Origin of the sequence: Niameybacter sp. (assembly GCF_036655075.1) — a bacterium.
GTDB lineage: Bacteria > Bacillota > Clostridia > Lachnospirales > Cellulosilyticaceae > Holtiella.
In genome coordinates this window covers 1-17,126 of the sequence record NZ_JAVVQU010000044.1, presented here as the reverse complement: position 1 = coordinate 17,126, position 17,126 = coordinate 1, and the positions used below count along the sequence as shown (strand labels likewise).

Below are 17,126 nucleotides of genomic sequence, written 5' to 3'. Positions count from 1 at the left end.
TATGACAATGTGACCACTTGTAACAGTATCGATAGTAGAGATGCAGTTAAGAAGGGTAGTTTTGCCACTTCCAGAAGGGCCCATGATGGCTACAAATTCGCCCTTTTCTACCTCGAAGTTAATGTGGTCTAAAGCCTTAGTCATATTGCCACGTGCGCCATAGTATTTTTGAATTTGTTGTACAGTTAAAAGTTTTTCCATAAGAGACCTCCTAAAGTAATCCGTTAATAATGTAAGCTACACCTAGTAACAAATAAAGGTGTGCAGGATAATAAATGTAAAAGAAAGAACGCATGCCTTTTCCTTTTTCACCGTTATAAAGCAAAAGGGAAGGTAAAGCTAAAATCATCAACCATTGATAGTTGATTAAGAATAGATTCTCAAAGGAGAAATCCATACCTGTTGATAGCATAAAAGTGAGCACACAGAGAATGACATAAAAGATACCTGTGCGTTTTTTGTTGCCATGACATAAATAGAAGCCAATACCTAATATAATCCAAATAGGACCACCTTCAACAAGCATAGGAAGAGGCAATGCTACAAGTACGATTTGAAGAACAATAAGAGGTAAAGTAGTCATATTCATTACAAAAATAAAGCTTAAAAAGATAGGAGAAACAATAAGAGCAAGATTTATAAAAGCTTTACTAAATTGACGTGCTTTGAATGCTTCAAATGTTTTCTCGCTAAAGTGAATAAAGAAAGTGATTAGGAACATGGTTGCAAAAATATTGTTGATAATCATACCACCATTTGGCATAGGGAAATACGTATTGGCAACATTGTTTAAAAGTGCCATGCTAACTGAAGCCAGATATAAGCGTCCCATATATTTAACTCTGTTGCGAGTATGCCACATGCCTTCTGCCACCATAAAGATGAAGAGTGGTGCAGAGATGCGTCCAATAATCCCAAACCAAGTTGGAATAGGAAGAAGGCCACTTAGCATTTCTCTAACATGATCAAAAGTCATAAAAATAAGGGCAAATAGTTTAAGATCAAAGCCACTGAGGCCTTTTTTAATAAAATCCATTTAAATACCTCCATAAATCGTTTTAAGATAAATGTAGTTTAACTGATATAATTAGAAGATGCGTGGGATTAAACGAACAGCTAGCTTACAATTTCGTAAGCTAGCTTTCTAGAAGATGCATTTTGCTCTTTGGAAAAGAGAGTGTAACGGTAGTGCCAATATGTGGAGTAGAGGTAAGGGTTAGGTCTAGTCCTAATTTGAGAGAGAGTTTATGACAAAGATAGAGCCCCATACCTGTTGACTTCCCATAAAGACGTCCGTTCTCACCAGTAAAGCCTTTGTCAAATACACGAAGCAGGTCAGTTTCTGGAATACCAATACCATTGTCTTGAATAGAAAGTTCCACGGCATGCTTCTTCTGCACAGCAAAAAAGGTAATGACCTTGTTAGGCTTATCTAGGTATTTGATGGCGTTGCTAAGAATTTGACTTAGAATAAACTCGATCCATTTAGAATCACTGTAAATAGTACAGTCTTCTGGGAGATCTAGATTGAGGGTAATAGGAAGTGTAATAAAAGTTTTAGAATGCTTACGAATGACTTTGTTTACGATTTGTGATAGAGGGAGAGCCTTGATAATATAGTCCTTTTCAGCTAATTGACTTCTTGAATAAAATAAGACCTGCTCTATAAAAGCATCAATTTTGTCAATTTCCTCATCAATACTTCTAACTTCTGGAGTTCTGTGGTTTTCTGCAATAAGTTTAGCAGAAGCTATAGGTGTCTTAATCTCATGGATCCAAAGCTCAATATATTCTTCATATTCAGATTGAAGTCTTTGATAATAATCAATGACATCATTCATCGATTTGTTCGTTTCGCTTAAAGTATTGTAGAGAATTTTACCTTCTAGAAAATCAGGTTCACTCAGAACCTCGCAGAGGAGATACTTTTGGTCAAGCAGAGCAAGCTCGTTTAAAACACGGTTATAATAACTAGATTTTTTATAAAACTCATAGAATAATAAGCTTATATAGGCTATAGCAAAAATCATATTAAAAAACAGAATAGAGTAAGCGGATAAATGCATGGCAATAAAAAAAGACGTTGTAAAAAGCATGAGAAGGATATACACCACCAGGGTGACAAGTTTGGCGTGAATAAATGATTTAAATGACATAATGGAAAACTCCTTTTAGTAAATAACGGTAACTATTTCTACTATAACGTATAGGGTTTCAAACGTATACGGGGGCGAGAAAAGTCAGAAAACTAAAAAGTGTTATTTTATGTATAGTCATAGGGACAACTTTAGGTTATAATAGCGTAGGACAAATTAGAACTGTTAATGGTACACGGTTTGGGGAAAGCTTAGATAATAAGGCAACTTATTGATCTAGGCTTTTTCTTTTATACTCAAGGAACAAAAGGCAAGCCTGGAGAGGTTTGCCTTTTGTTTCTATAAGGAGTCTGACTATTAGTATGGTATAAAAGATGATATAATAATAATATCCTTTAAAATCAATAAATAAGAAGATATATTAACTATAAAAGCGTACAAGTTACAACATAGAGAAAGGAGACTCTTATGAATCAGCCGTTTACACATCTCCATGTACATACTGAATATAGTTTGTTAGATGGATCTGCCAAAATTAAAGATTTACTTAAAAAAGCAAAAGAACAAGGAATGGAGTCTCTTGCCATTACAGACCATGGAGTTATGTATGGAGCGATAGACTTTTATAAAGCAGCTTTGGATATAGGTGTGAAGCCTATTATAGGTTGTGAGGTCTATGTTTCTCCAAGAACTAGATTTGATAAAGAAAAAGAAGATGCAAGATATAACCACTTGGTGCTACTTGCTAAAAATAATGAAGGTTACCAAAACTTAATCAAGATGGTATCTCAAGGCTTTACAGAAGGATTTTATCGTAAGCCACGTATAGATGTGGATCTTTTAAAGGAGCACCATGATGGATTAATCGCACTAGGAGCATGTTTAGCAGGACCAGTATCTAGACCCCTTCTAGAAGATAACTATGAAAAAGCCAAGTCTCAAGCACTTCTATATCAGGAGATTATGGGAGAAGGAAATTTCTATCTTGAGCTTCAAGACCATGGGATGAAAGAACAAGCTAAAGTCAATCAACTTACCATGCGTCTTGCTGAGGAGACAGGACTGCCACTTGTAGTAACCAATGACGTACATTATATTTTAGAAGAAGATGCCAACCCACATGAAGTTTTACTATGTATTCAAACAGGTAAGAACATGATGGATGAGGACCGTATGATTTATGAAGGGGGACAGTATTATCTCAAGAGTCCAGAACAGATGTACAGGCTCTTCCCATATGCCAAAGAAGCCTTAATGAATACAGTAGACATTGCCAGTCGTTGTAATGTAAGCTTTGAGTTCCATGACTTAAAGTTACCAAGTTTCGATGTACCTACAGATGAGGAACCTAAAGATTATTTAAGAAGGCTTTGTTTTGAAGGGTTGGAATTCAGATATACAGAAATAACCGATGAGCTTAAAGAGCGTTTAGAATATGAGTTAGACGTCATTATACAGATGGGATTTGTAGATTATTTCTTGATTGTAAGTGATTTTATCAAATATGCAAAGCGTAATGACATTCCAGTAGGACCAGGACGTGGTTCGGCAGCTGGAAGTATTGTTGCATATACATTAGAAATTACGGATATTGACCCGATTAAGTACAGCTTGCTCTTTGAACGTTTCTTAAATCCAGAACGTGTCAGCATGCCTGATATTGATATCGACTTCTGTTATGAACGCCGTCAAGAAGTTATTGACTATGTTATTCGTAAATATGGAGAAGAGCGTGTAGCACAGATTGTGACCTTTGGAACGATGTCTGCGAAGGCGGTTATCCGTGACGTAGGACGAGCTATCAATATGCCATATCCAGAAGTAGACCGTATTGCTAAGATGATTCCTAATGAGCTTAAGATGACTATTACAAAGGCGCTTAAGATGAATGACGAGCTCAATGATTTATATCTGGCGGATGAAAAGGTTGCGTACCTTATTAATACAGCACTTAAATTAGAAGGTTTACCACGCCACTCATCTACCCATGCTGCTGGTGTTGTAATCTCTAAGAAGCCTGTAGTAGAGTATGTACCATTAAGTGCCAGTGATGGTGCTGTAACTACGCAGTATCCAATGACTACATTAGAAGAACTGGGACTCCTCAAAATGGACTTCCTAGGACTTAGAACCCTTACAGTTATTGATAATGCAGTAAAATTGGTTAAGCAAAATCATAATATTGAAATTGATATCAATACGATTGACTATGATGACCCTAAAGTATATCAAATGATTGCCTCAGGTAACACCGAGGGGATTTTCCAATTAGAAAGCGCAGGGATGAAGTCGTTCATGAAAGAACTCTCTCCCGAGAACTTAGAAGATATCATTGCGGGGGTATCTCTATACCGTCCAGGTCCAATGGACTTTATTCCTAAGTATGTAGAAGGGAAAAGAGACAGAAAGAGTATTACTTATACGCATCCAGCACTGAAACCCATTCTAGAAAACACATATGGTTGTATCGTATACCAAGAACAGGTTATGCAAATTGTACGAGACCTAGGAGGATATAGTTTAGGGCGAAGTGACTTACTCCGTCGTGCTATGGGGAAGAAGAAGACAGAGGTCATGGAAAAGGAGCGAGAAATCTTCTTAAGTGGTGATGGTGAAGAGGTGCCAGGAGCTATTGCTAATGGCATTCCAAAAGATGTAGCTAATCAAATATTTGATGATATGATTGATTTTGCAAAATATGCGTTTAACAAATCTCATGCGGCATGCTATGCAGTTGTTGCTTATCAGACAGCTTATCTTAAAACTTATTATAAGGTAGAGTTTATGGCTGCTCTTATGACTTCTATTATGGATGTTACACCAAAGGTACGGCAGTACATTGATAGCTGTAAAAAACTTGGTATAGAAGTTGTAGCACCACATATTAATGAAGGGTATGCGTATTTTAGTACAAAAGATAACCAGATTATGTATGGTTTAGCAGCTATCAAAAACGTTGGACGTAATGTTATTGACCGTATAGTAGAAGAGCGAGATAAAAATGGCCCATTTAAAAGCCTTACAGACTTCTACAACCGTATGGACTCAAAAGATGTGAATAAGCGCTGTGTGGAAAGTCTTATTCTAGCAGGAGCTTTTGATGATTTTGGTGGTAAACGTAGCCAATATATAGCAGCCTATAAGCAAATTGGAGATGGGGTCGCATCCAATCGTAAAAATAATATTCAAGGACAGATTAATCTTTTTGCTTTAGGTGTAGAGGAAGAAGAATCTAACTTGAATCAAGACCATCTACCTAATATCCCTGAGTTTGAAATGAAAGAAATTTTAAACTACGAAAAAGAGGTTATGGGAATTTATTTAAGTGGGCATCCATTAGATAAAGTAACCAATCAACTTGAACGTTATATTACTCATCATGCTATAGAACTTGAAATAGAGGAAGAAGAAGGGGAAGAGACCAATACAGAGTATAAGCTAGTAGATGGTCAGCAAGTTGTAGTAGGTGGATTACTAGCAGAGAAAAAAGTTATTTTTACAAAGACGAATAAAAAAATGGCTTTTTTAACTATAGAAGATACAACTGGTACCTTGGAATGTATTGTATTTCCAAATCAGTTTGAGAAATTTGAACGTTTGGATCCAGAACATGTACTTATTATTAAAGGACATATTTCTATAAAAGAAGAAGAGGCAGCTGTTGTTTTAGCAGATGATATGACTACACTAGAAGTGCTTCTAAATCCTGAAACAGAGAAAGAACAACTTTTACTCAGATTAGATGAGACAAAGCGTACAGAAGACATCCGTAATAAACTACTAAGTATTTTTCTAAAGTATCCCGGAAATACTAAAGTAGTGGTAGAATCCATAGAAAATCATACACAAAAAGCTTTTCCACCACGTTATAATGTTAGATTGAATGAGAAAATTATACAGGAACTTAAGGAAGTTATGGGCTCAGAATGTGTAGTAGTACCAAAAAGAATGGATTAATATTGCAATTTTAGATATAGTTTTGTACAATTATAGACGATTAAGATATAATGAGAATAAAAATGTTTTTTTATAAAGTTTCAAAATCAGGAAAGTAAGTCAAAAACAAATCACAGCAACAGGGGGTTGTATCTATGAGTCAAAAAGTATCAACAATAGGCGTTTTAACAAGTGGTGGAGATGCACCAGGTATGAATGCAGCTATTCGTTCTGTTGTAAGAACTGCCATTGTACGTGGTATTAAAGTAATGGGTATACGAAAAGGATACAATGGATTACTTGCAGGAGATGTATTTGAAATGGATACACGTAGTGTATCTGACATTATTCAACGTGGTGGAACAATTCTTCAAACTGCTAGATGTCTAGAGTTTGTCAAACCAGAGGGACAAAAACGAGGTGCAGATATGTGCCGCGTGTTTGGGATTGATGGGCTTGTTGTAATCGGCGGAGATGGATCTTTCCAAGGTGCAGAAAAACTTGCAAATTTAGGGATTAATACAATTGGTGTACCAGGAACAATTGACCTAGATATTGCTTGTACCGAATATACTATTGGTTTTGATACAGCTGTTAATACAGCTATGGATGCAATCAATAAAATACGTGATACTTCTACCTCACATCAAAGATGTTCAATTGTAGAAGTTATGGGACGTAATGCGGGTTATATTGCATTGTGGTGTGCTATTAACTCAGGAGCAGAAATGGTACTTTTACCAGAAATGCCAAAGCCATCTGATGAGGAAATTGTGAAAAACATTATAGAAAATAAGCAGAAGGGTAAAAAACATTTCCTCATTGTTGTAGCTGAAGGTGTAGGTGGATCAGATGACCTTGCAAAAACGATTGAAAGAATGACGGGCATTGAAACACGTGCAACAATACTTGGACATCTTCAAAGAGGAGGTTCTCCAACCGCTGTAGATAGAATGCATGCATCTATGATGGGTGCAAAAGCAGTAGACTTACTTTGCGAAGGCAAAGCAAAGCGTGTTGTAGCTTATGCTAAAGGGGAATATGTAGATTATGACATCAATGAAGCACTGAAAATGACTAAGCAATTAGATCCTTACATGTATAGCTTAACAGATATCCTTTGCTAAACCCTAAAACACATAAACTATTTAAAGGGAGATAAGCGATGCGTAAAACTAAAATTATTAGTACACTTGGGCCAAAAACGAGGGATGTTGAAAGTATTCGCAGTATAATCGGAGCAGGAGCAGATGCAATCCGTATTAACTTTTCACATGATAACCATGAAATTCATGGTGCAACAGTAGAACGTGTCAAACAAGTAAGAGACGAAATGAATAAGCCAATTCCTATTATTTTAGATACAAAAGGACCTGAGATTCGTACAGGTGTGATGGCGGATGACCAAGATATTAAACTAAGTATTGGCGATACTTTTATATTAACAACAGATGAAATTGAAGGTAATGGTGAACGTGTAAGCGTGACTTATAAAAATCTTCCATATGATTTAAAACGTGGTAGTCGTATTCTGATTGATGATGGACTTATTGAATTGAAAGTAAAAAACTTAACAAGTACAGAGGTAGAATGTAGTGTTGAAAATGGTGGGAGTTTAGGTTCAAGAAAAGGAATTAATATTCCTGATGTCTTTGTAAACTTGCCAGCTTTGACAGACAAGGATTTAGCAGATATTAAATTTGGTGCAGAAGTAGGCTTTGACTACATTGCAGCCTCTTTTATCAGATGTGCAAACGATGTTGTTAAAATTCGTCAAGTTTTGGAGACCAATGGTGGTGGAGACATCCAAATCATTGCCAAAATAGAGAACCGAGACGGTGTAAATAATATTGATGAAATTCTTCAAGTTGCTGATGCAATCATGGTAGCACGTGGAGACCTTGGTGTTGAAATTCCAGCAGAAGAAGTACCTATTGTACAAAAAGAACTTATTAAAAAGGCAAATGACTTAGGTAAGCCTGTTGTAACAGCAACTCAAATGCTAGACTCTATGATTCGTAACCCACGTCCAACACGTGCAGAAGCTAGTGATGTAGCCAATGCTATTTTTGATGGGACATCAGCTATTATGCTTTCAGGGGAAACGGCAAAAGGTGACTATCCACTTGAAGCCATTGGTATGATGAATCGCATTGCAGTTACAGCAGAAAATGCAAGTAAGCTTTACAACTTACCAATGAGTATAGGAGAAGGCAAACTAAGTATGACTAATGCTATTAGCCATGCGACTTGCCAAACAGCAACAGACCTTAGTGCAAGCGCTATTGTTACCATTACTAAATCAGGTCATACAGCACGTGCAGTGTCTAAGTTTAAACCATCTTGTCCAATTGTAGCTTGTACAACAGATGAGCGTGTAAGGCGTCAACTTAACCTTGTATGGGGATGTACACCATTCCTTGTGAAAATTGAAGAAGAATCTACAGATGAAGCCTTTGCAGCAGCTGTTAAGAAAGCTGAAGAACTTGGTTTTGCGAAACAAGGCGATGTCGTTGTACTTACTGCAGGTGTACCTGTAGGTGTAGCAGGTACAACGAATATCTTAAAAGCACAGTATGTAGGCAATGTTCTTGCAAGAGGTATTGGTTATGGCAAAAAAGCAGTTACAGGAAAAGCAAGCGTTGTAAAAGTTTTAGATGAAGCAGATAAATACTTTAAAAAAGGTGACATTCTTGTTACCGCTAAAACAGATAATTCTTTCTTACCTTATATGAAAAAGGCAAGCGCTATCGTTGTAGAAGATAGTAGTCATGAAGAAAACAATCATGCGACAATAGTAGGTAGAACATTAGATATACCTGTTATTATCGGTGCTAAAAATGTAGTTGAAGCGATAAGAAGTGCGACAATGATTACTGTAGACAGTGAAAAAGGTCTTGTATATAACGGGGTTGTACCTAAAAAATAAATCATTAATAATTAAAGAGAGAGTCTGCATAGTGCAGTCTCTCTCTTTAATTATTTGCTCTTTATAAATTTTCTCCAAAGGATTCTCCAAGTTTGAAAGCTTCAGCAAGATTATCTGAATTAGGTTTGAAGAGAATTTTAAGAGGGGGAACCATCATATTCATTTTGAGTTGCTCAAGCCGCTCTACAATGAAATCTACAGCTTCACCGCTCCAACCGTAAGAACCAAAGGCAGTTGCTTTCTTTCCTTTATGAACGGTTGGATTGAGTGAAGTAAGCAGTTGCCAAATAGGGGGAAGGGTATCAGATAAAATAGTAGGAGAGCCTATAATAAGTCCACAGCAATGTTCTACTTCGGTTAGCACACGCTCTAATGGTGTAGAGACAAGGTCAAAAAGGTGTACATCTATATCTTTACGAGCAGATTGTAAGCCTTGGGCAATTTGCCAAGCTAAACTTTCTGTGTAGCCATAGGCAGATACATAGGCAATAACTACAGAGGGCTTAGAACGCACCACAGGTAGTGACCAAGTTTTGTAGAGCGCTAAATGATGAGGAATTTGTGATGCATCTAGAATAAGACCATGTCCTGGACAAATGAAATCAAGGGGCAAATTTTCAATTTTATGAAGAGCTTTTAAGACGTAGGGCTTAAAAGGTCCCATAATCATGTCAAAGTAATATTTGTAAGCGGATAAGTAGTTGTTTGCATGATTTTCTTCTAAGTGGCTTCTTAGGAGAATAGGGTTAGCATAATGAGCCCCAAAAGAATCGCAAGTGACAAGAATGTGATCTTCTTCAATGTAAGTATACATGGTATCAGGCCAATGTAGGAAAGGGGCCAGAATAAAGCGTAAGGTGCGATTACCTAATTGGAGTGTTTCTTGATCTTTGACTACATGATGCTTGAATGGTCGATTGATGATTTGGGTTAAATATTTTAGAGCGACTACACTGCAGATAACAGTAGCGTGAGGTGCGTATTCTAAAAGAAGATTAAGGCTTCCTGCATGGTCGGGTTCTGTATGATTGATAACAATATAGTCTATATCAGAAGGTACGCATAGGCATTTTAGTTTATCTAAGAAGGTGTCAAAAAAACTTTCTTTCACTGTTTCAAAAAGGACTGTATGAGAATCCGTTTTAAGCAAATAGCTATTATAGCTTGTACCAAATTGTGTCTCCATAACAATATCAAAAATACGCAAATCAAAATCTAAGGCACCTAGCCAAAAAAAGTCTGGTTGGATGCTGATGGGTTTATTCATAACAAAATTCCTTTCAATACATAAAATACATTTATCATTTAGTATGGGAAGTGGCAAATATTATATACATGATTACAAATAAAAAAGCGAAACCTAATAAAAAGATTGAGGAACTTTGTATTTTAAATTGTGGTATGATATAATATCTAACGATTACATAAATTAACAAATCATAGGAGAGATAAAAAAGATGAATAATCTAAATGAGCAGCATGGGATATTTAAAAGCAGCTTAGGTCCGTCTCAGATACTAGTAGCAGGGTTTTTATGCCTTATTTTAGTCGCTACCGTATTGCTGATGTTACCTATTAGTAGTCAAAGTGGAGAAACCACTAACTTTGTTGATGCTTTATTTACGTCTACATCTGCAGTATGTGTAACAGGGCTTGTTGTCGTGAATACACTAGAACACTGGTCGCTATTTGGAAAGATTATTATTTTGTTTTGTATTCAGATAGGTGGACTTGGATTCATGTCTTTAGTGAGTATGATTTTTGTTTTTATGGGCAAGAAAATTACTTTGAAAAATAGATTAATTATGCAAGAAGCATTTAGTTCAAATACGATGGCCGGTATTGTACGCTTTACAAAAGCAGTTGTTATACTTACATTTTTCGTAGAAGGAATAGGTGCCTTTTTACTATCCTTTGTTTTTATCCCAGAACATGGGTTTATAAAAGGTGTGGGATACTCTATATTCCATGCTATTTCAGCATTTTGTAATGCGGGATTTGATTTAGTAGGCAGTAATAGTTTAACACCATATGTAGGCAATGGCCTTGTTAACTTCACAATCATGGGACTCATTATTGCTGGTGGATTAGGTTTTTGCGTGTGGATGGATACCTATAACATGATTAAGATGAAAAGACAGTCAGCAGAACATTTTACATGGAAACAAGCTTTCTACAAGATGCCACTACATACCAAACTTGTATGGCTTATTAGTATTTCTTTAATCGTCTTTGGATTCATCTTCTTTTTCTTAGTAGAATTTAAAAATCCTAATACATTAGGGATGCTATCTTTTAAAGATAAACTTTATGCAGCACTCTTCCAATCTGTATCACCACGTACAGCTGGTTTTAATACATTGCCACTTGCAGATCTGACACCTGCATCTAAGTTAATGACTATTATATTAATGTTTATTGGAGGATCGCCAGCAGGTACAGCTGGTGGTGTCAAAACGGTAACTATAGGTGTACTTATTTTATGTGCAATATCAACTATTAGAGGTAGAGAAAATACAGAAGTATACAATCGTCGTATACCCATTGCTGTGATTACCCGTGCATTAACGGTTGTTATGATCGCTATTACAGCGGTGATTGCAATGCTTATGATTTTGACGGTAACAGAGAGTGCTGAATTTATGGACATTCTATTTGAAGTAGTATCTGCCTTTGGTACAGTAGGTTTAACTTTAGGTATTACAGCAAGTCTTACAACAATCGGTAAGATTATGATTATTATATTAATGTTTATTGGACGCCTTGGGCCAGTTACCATTGCTGTTGCTTTAATGGTTAGACAAAAGAGAGGGAAAGAAAAACAAAGTATTCAATATCCAGAAGAGAAAGTCATGGTAGGCTAAAAGGAGAGGTTAGTTATGAGAGGGAAACAATTTGTTATTTTTGGACTTGGTAGATTTGGGCTTAGCTTAGCGACAACACTTGCAGAAGCAGGCTATGAAGTCATGGTTGTAGATAAATGCGAAGAAAGTGTACAAGAAATTGCACCACTTGTAACGCATGCAGTACAAGCAGATGCCTCTGATATGGATACGCTCAAATCATTGGGCATTCGTAACTTTGATGTGGCAATTGTAGCGATAGGAAAAGATATTCAAGCAAGTATTATGACTACATTATTACTAAAAGAATTAGGGATTCCTTACGTTGTAGCAAAAGCAAGTAGTGAGATTCATGAACGTGTATTACGTAAAATCGGAGCAGACCGTATCATTTTACCAGAACAAGAAATGGGAATGCGTATTGCCAACAACTTAATTTCAGGGAATATTCTTGATCATATTCAACTATCATCTGAATATAGCATTATTGAAATGGGTATCCTACCAGACTGGAAAGGTAAGAGTATTATTGAAGTAGACCCACGTGGCGTATATGGCATCAATATTATTGCTGTTCAACGTGGTGGATCAATTGATATTTCACCTTCACCAAATTATATTTTAGAAACAGAAGATACACTTGTTGTTGTAGGAAGCAATAAGCAAATTCAATTCTTAGAGGCTAAGAGATATGGTAAACAGTAAATTTATTAGTAGTGGAAGTAATCCTATCATTAAGAACATTCAAGTGCTTCAAGCGAAGAAGAATGAACGCAAAAAACAGGGGATTTTCCTTATCGAGGGGATTAGAAGTGTCAATGAAATTCCTAGTCACTATGAAATTGATACGATTGTGATGAGTGACTTATTTGATGAATCGGAGTTAAAAGTAGTAGGAACAAAACAAAATATTGTCGTACCTAGTGAATTATTTAAAACAATGAGTGGAACTGAGACACCACAAGGGATTTTAGCACTTGTTAAAATGAAAGAGTTTATTTTAAATAAAATAGAAGCAAAACCCCAAGGGTTTTATCTTCTGCTTGAAAACTTACAAGACCCAGGAAATTTAGGAACTATTATTCGTACAGCCTACGGGTTTGGTGTAGAAGCAATCTTCTTAACAAAAGGGTGCGTAGATTTATATAGTCCGAAGACCGTACGTAGTACAATGGGAGCACTTTTACACGTACCTATTGTAGTAGGTGAAAATCTAGAAGATTATATAGAGTGGGCAAAGAAAAATGGCTTAACACTCTATACAACAGCATTAGATGAAACAGCATGTAAAGTAGCAGAGGCAGATTTTGTCAAAGGACATGTATTAATCATAGGCAATGAAGGGAATGGCGTTTCTAATGAAGCATTAGAAGTAGCTGACCAAAAGGTCTACATTCCAATGCCAGGTGGCTTAGAGTCTCTTAATGCTTCTATTGCAGCTTCTATTTGTATGTATGAGGTTATGCGTCAACGTACACAAGGGTAGACCATATGCAAGTTATAAGGGCATCCTATAGAAGGTTTAAGTGGAAAAGTTTTAGAGGATTAATAGTACGCTGGGAGTGTTGACAAAATGAATGGAACACTCTATAATGAAAAACATATTTTATAGTATGAATAGATAATAGACGATGAAAAGAAGAGTAGTCTGAAACAGCGTTTTTAGAGAGCCAATGGTGCTGGGAATTTGGTAACAAGTTTTAGATGAAGAACATCTTGGAGTTTCTAACCGAAAAGGAATGAGTAGGCTTAGACGGGACTAGACCGTTACATCTAGAGTATATTAGTAGATATACTAACCAAAGAGTTGGGCCAGTAGGCCAACTAGGGTGGTACCGCGGAGAGTCAGCTTCGTCCCTATGTTTCATAGGGATGGAGCTTTTTTTATTGTCTTTTATTACACTCAAATTATTAAAGGAGATGGAGAAATGGATACAGTAGCAATCAGACATTTATACCGTAGTACAGATGAGTATGTAGGCACAAGTATAACAGTAGCAGGATGGGTAAAAACAGTTAGAGACTCAAAAACTTTTGGGTTTATTGAATTAAATGATGGGACATTTTTCAAGAGTGTTCAAGTTGTATTTGAAGATAAACTTGATAACTTTAAAGATATAGCAAAATTAGGTGTAGGTGCAGCCATTGTCGTTAAAGGTAACTTAGTAGCAACACCAGGCCAAAAACAACCTTTTGAAATTAAAGCAGTAGAAATTGAAGTAGAAGGAAGCTGTCCAGCAGAGTATCCACTTCAAAAGAAACGTCACTCATTTGAGTTCTTAAGACAAATTGCGCACCTTCGTCCAAGAACAAACACATTTTCAGCTGTATTTAGAGTACGTTCTTTAGCAGCCTATGCAGTACACAAGTTCTTCCAAGAACGTAACTTCGTCTATGCACATACTCCACTTATTACAGCAAATGACTGTGAAGGTGCAGGGGAAATGTTTAAAGTAACAACACTTGATGCTAAAAACCCTCCAATGACTGACCAAGGTGAAGTAGACTTCAAAGAAGATTTCTTTGGCAAAATGGCAGGCTTAACAGTAAGTGGTCAGCTTTCAGCTGAAACATTTGCTATGGCATTTAGAGATGTATATACATTTGGACCAACATTCCGTGCGGAAAAATCAAACACACCTCGCCATGCAGCAGAGTTCTGGATGATTGAGCCAGAAATCGCTTTTGCAGACCTTAAAGATGATATGCGTCTTGCAGAAGACATGGTAAAATTTGTAATCAACTACGTACTTGAAAATGCACCAGAAGAAATGGCGTTCTTCAACCAATTCGTAGACAAAGGTATTTTAGAAAGATTACAAGGTGTAGTAAGTGCAGACTTTGGTGTAGTGGATTACACAGAAGCTGTAGAAATTCTTAAAACATGTGGAAAAGAATTCGAATACCCAGTATTCTGGGGATGTGACCTTCAAACAGAACATGAACGTTTCTTAACAGAAGAACACTTCAAAAAACCAGTGTTCGTTATTAACTATCCAAAAGAAATCAAAGCCTTCTACATGAAACTTAATGAAGATGGTAAAACAGTAGCAGCTATGGACCTTCTTGTACCAGGCATTGGTGAGCTTATTGGCGGTAGCCAAAGAGAAGAGGACTTAGACGTACTTCTTGCTAGAATGGCAGAGCTTGGTCTTAACGAAGAAGATTACTGGTGGTACTTAGACCTTAGAAGATTCGGTGGCACACGTCATGCAGGATTTGGTCTTGGATTCGAAAGACTTATCATGTACTTAACAGGTATGACTAACATCCGTGACGTTATCCCATTCCCAAGAACTACAGGTTCAGCAGAATTCTAAATAGAAAATTATTTTGTTTTTATTAAAGGCATTGCATTCATTGACAATATGGATGCGGTGCTTTTTTGATGTTAAAGAAAGTTAGCAGAATACAATTGACGCTATAAGAAAGAAAAATTTATAATAAGAATATAAGAGTAGATTTGAGTACAGAATTTTATAGCGCTCAAGTCATATTATCTCTAAGATGCTGTCACAAGAATGCTAAATAAAAGTTTTGAGAATAAATAGCATGTACAATAGCATGTACATAGGAGGTTAAGCATGGAAGAAATATATAAGAAAAATGAGTATGAAACCAATGAGATCGTAGCAAGTGCCATTAGGATTATAGGTCTTTTCATTTTAATGGTAGGGGTATTGTGCTGGATTAACGTGTTTGATATTTATCCTTATATTATAAATAGCTTTATAGCAGCATCATTCATTCCATTAATCTTGCCAACAGTATTGGTGAATGTGTTGCATAAGGATGGTAAATGGGTCAAATATGTCATTGTTACATGTATCATTGTGTTTACTGGAATTGCTTATGTCATATTTACCTTTCAAACGGTTTTACTCTTTGTGATACCATCTATTATAAGTGCTTTCTACTTGGATAAAAAAGTTATGTGGTACACAGGTATTTGCACAATAGTTAATATTGTCATATCTCATTTCATAACAGGGTTTAAACTGTTTCAGCCTTGGATTGAACCTTTTACAGATTTGCAAGCAATTATGCTATATGGTGCAGTGCCTCGTATCATCCAGTATATATGTGCTACACTTCTTTTGTATTTCCTTTGTAGTAGAGTGATGAAATTCTTTAATAGCTTTTATGAAGTCATTAGGGAACAACAAGGCCCTGTTGAAGAAGAGGATAATATAAAAAAGGTATCTGAACTTGATAAAGTACTTAGCCTACTGACAGAACGAGAAAAGAGCGTTTTTGAGTTGCTTATTAGAGGTTATACAAATGCACAGATTGCAAGTCAACTCTATCTATCTGTGGGAACGGTGAAAAACTATGTTTCTGGCATTTATGATAAGGTAGAGATAAGAGATAGAACGGCCTTAGTGGTGAAATATAGTCAGTATTACCATACCTATGACTAAAGTCATAGGTAATCTGTGACCCTAGTAACTAGTTGTTTTATTTGAAATTGAATAGGATATCATTACAAAACTATTTGAAGATAGGAGTAATGATGATGAAAAAAAGAAGGAACCAGATGATAGGATTAATAGGTATAGTGATAGGTTTAATAATCATTAATTTTATACCTACATGGAGCTTGAAGACAAAGCAGATGCATAAGCTAACAGGTGATTTTGTAGATGTATACTATGAGACAGATGAGAGCGGTGCAAAAGATGTATTTGAATTAGCAGAAGGCGAAAGTAAACGTATTGCACGTAGTCTTGGGTTTAGCAGTTCTCAAGGAATTAACATCTATATTTATGACAGTCAAAAAACACTTCAAACCAAAAAGTATGGATACATAACATGGTTTCTTGGCTTGGATTGGTATATAGGGGATAATAGAGGGGTAAACGTATTGCTAACCTCTCCCAATAATTCAGGTAAGGCTCATGATTACGACAGTGTGAGGAATGCGAGTGTTCATGAGATGGTGCATGCTTATAATTCAGTTAAAAATAAGAAGATGCCCCTTTGGTTAGATGAAGGACTTGCAGGGTATTTGTCGGGTCAAGTAGCTCCTGATAACTTATATAGTAGAAGTATTTTTATTCCCTCATTAAAGCAAATGCATACTTCTAATCCTGTTGCATTCAATAAGATGGGTGGGTATGAATTTTCATATACTTATGTGGAATATTTAAAAGATGCCTATGGATGGAAAAAGGTAGAAGAATTAGCAGAAGTACTGGATTATAATCAAGTACTAGGCGTAACTGAGAAAACTGTTTATGAAGGATGGATAGAGTTTTTGAAAGAAAATTATAGGTGAAAAAATAAAAGGAGTTAGAGCATGAGGCTCTAATTCCTTTTATA

13 protein-coding genes and 1 other annotated feature are annotated in these 17,126 nt (G+C 36.2%); of the genes, 9 read left to right on the top strand and 4 right to left on the bottom strand.

Annotation, left to right across the window (positions count from 1 at the left end; translation table 11 throughout):
- The 3 genes from RRY75_RS11390 to RRY75_RS11380 form a co-directional block, all read right to left on the bottom strand.
- Positions 1 to 201: ATP-binding cassette domain-containing protein (locus tag RRY75_RS11390; protein WP_332493485.1), on the bottom strand; the 201-nt coding region annotated here is incomplete at its 3' end.
- 10 nt (positions 202 to 211) lie between these two features.
- A complete protein-coding gene (locus RRY75_RS11385; protein WP_332527770.1) occupies positions 212 to 1,036 on the bottom strand; it encodes a TraX family protein in 825 nt (274 codons plus the stop codon).
- Between the two features lie 100 nt (positions 1,037 to 1,136).
- Positions 1,137 to 2,156: a sensor histidine kinase gene (locus RRY75_RS11380; protein WP_332716794.1), complete on the bottom strand. Its 1,020-nt coding sequence runs from the start codon at positions 2,154 to 2,156 to the stop codon at positions 1,137 to 1,139.
- A 408-nt stretch (positions 2,157 to 2,564) separates the two neighbouring features.
- Here RRY75_RS11380 and RRY75_RS11375 point away from each other — a divergent pair, with 408 nt between their 5' ends.
- The 3 genes from RRY75_RS11375 (at position 2,565) to pyk (ending at position 8,961) form a co-directional block, all read left to right on the top strand.
- On the top strand, positions 2,565 to 6,053 hold the full coding sequence (locus RRY75_RS11375) for a DNA polymerase III subunit alpha (protein ID WP_332493488.1): 3,489 nt from the start codon (positions 2,565 to 2,567) through the stop codon (positions 6,051 to 6,053).
- Between the two features lie 134 nt (positions 6,054 to 6,187).
- Positions 6,188 to 7,159 carry a 6-phosphofructokinase gene (pfkA, locus tag RRY75_RS11370; RefSeq protein ID WP_332493489.1) on the top strand — a complete coding sequence of 324 codons (972 nt, stop codon included), beginning with the start codon at positions 6,188 to 6,190 and terminating at the stop codon, positions 7,157 to 7,159.
- A 38-nt stretch (positions 7,160 to 7,197) separates the two neighbouring features.
- Positions 7,198 to 8,961 (top strand): pyruvate kinase, encoded by a 1,764-nt coding sequence (pyk, locus tag RRY75_RS11365; protein ID WP_332493490.1) that lies wholly within the window; start codon positions 7,198 to 7,200, stop codon positions 8,959 to 8,961.
- A 61-nt stretch (positions 8,962 to 9,022) separates the two neighbouring features.
- Here the strand turns inward: pyk and RRY75_RS11360 are convergent, their stop codons facing one another.
- Entirely contained in the window at positions 9,023 to 10,228 is a 1,206-nt protein-coding gene (locus RRY75_RS11360) for an FprA family A-type flavoprotein (protein ID WP_332493491.1), read from the bottom strand.
- A gap of 190 nt (positions 10,229 to 10,418) precedes the next feature.
- Here RRY75_RS11360 and RRY75_RS11355 point away from each other — a divergent pair, with 190 nt between their 5' ends.
- From RRY75_RS11355 to RRY75_RS11330, 6 genes are all read left to right on the top strand, one after another.
- Entirely contained in the window at positions 10,419 to 11,825 is a 1,407-nt protein-coding gene (locus RRY75_RS11355; protein WP_332493492.1) for a TrkH family potassium uptake protein, read from the top strand.
- A 15-nt stretch (positions 11,826 to 11,840) separates the two neighbouring features.
- Positions 11,841 to 12,509 carry a potassium channel family protein gene (locus tag RRY75_RS11350; RefSeq protein WP_332493493.1) on the top strand — a complete coding sequence of 223 codons (669 nt, stop codon included), beginning with the start codon at positions 11,841 to 11,843 and terminating at the stop codon, positions 12,507 to 12,509.
- On the top strand, positions 12,496 to 13,290 hold the full coding sequence (locus RRY75_RS11345; RefSeq protein WP_332493494.1) for a TrmH family RNA methyltransferase: 795 nt from the start codon (positions 12,496 to 12,498) through the stop codon (positions 13,288 to 13,290). The genes RRY75_RS11350 and RRY75_RS11345 overlap by 14 nt, the downstream gene beginning before the upstream one ends.
- 136 nt (positions 13,291 to 13,426) lie before the next feature.
- Positions 13,427 to 13,666, top strand: a binding site (T-box leader).
- Between the two features lie 66 nt (positions 13,667 to 13,732).
- The gene (gene asnS, locus RRY75_RS11340) at positions 13,733 to 15,124 is read left to right on the top strand and encodes an asparagine--tRNA ligase (protein ID WP_332527772.1); all 1,392 of its coding nucleotides are present in this window, start codon (positions 13,733 to 13,735) and stop codon (positions 15,122 to 15,124) included.
- A 264-nt stretch (positions 15,125 to 15,388) separates the two neighbouring features.
- Positions 15,389 to 16,225, top strand: coding sequence for a LuxR C-terminal-related transcriptional regulator (locus tag RRY75_RS11335; protein ID WP_332493496.1), 837 nt, complete (start codon positions 15,389 to 15,391; stop codon positions 16,223 to 16,225).
- A 95-nt stretch (positions 16,226 to 16,320) separates the two neighbouring features.
- Positions 16,321 to 17,082 carry a hypothetical protein gene (locus tag RRY75_RS11330; RefSeq protein WP_332493497.1) on the top strand — a complete coding sequence of 254 codons (762 nt, stop codon included), beginning with the start codon at positions 16,321 to 16,323 and terminating at the stop codon, positions 17,080 to 17,082.
- Positions 17,083 to 17,126: the final 44 nt, after the last annotated feature.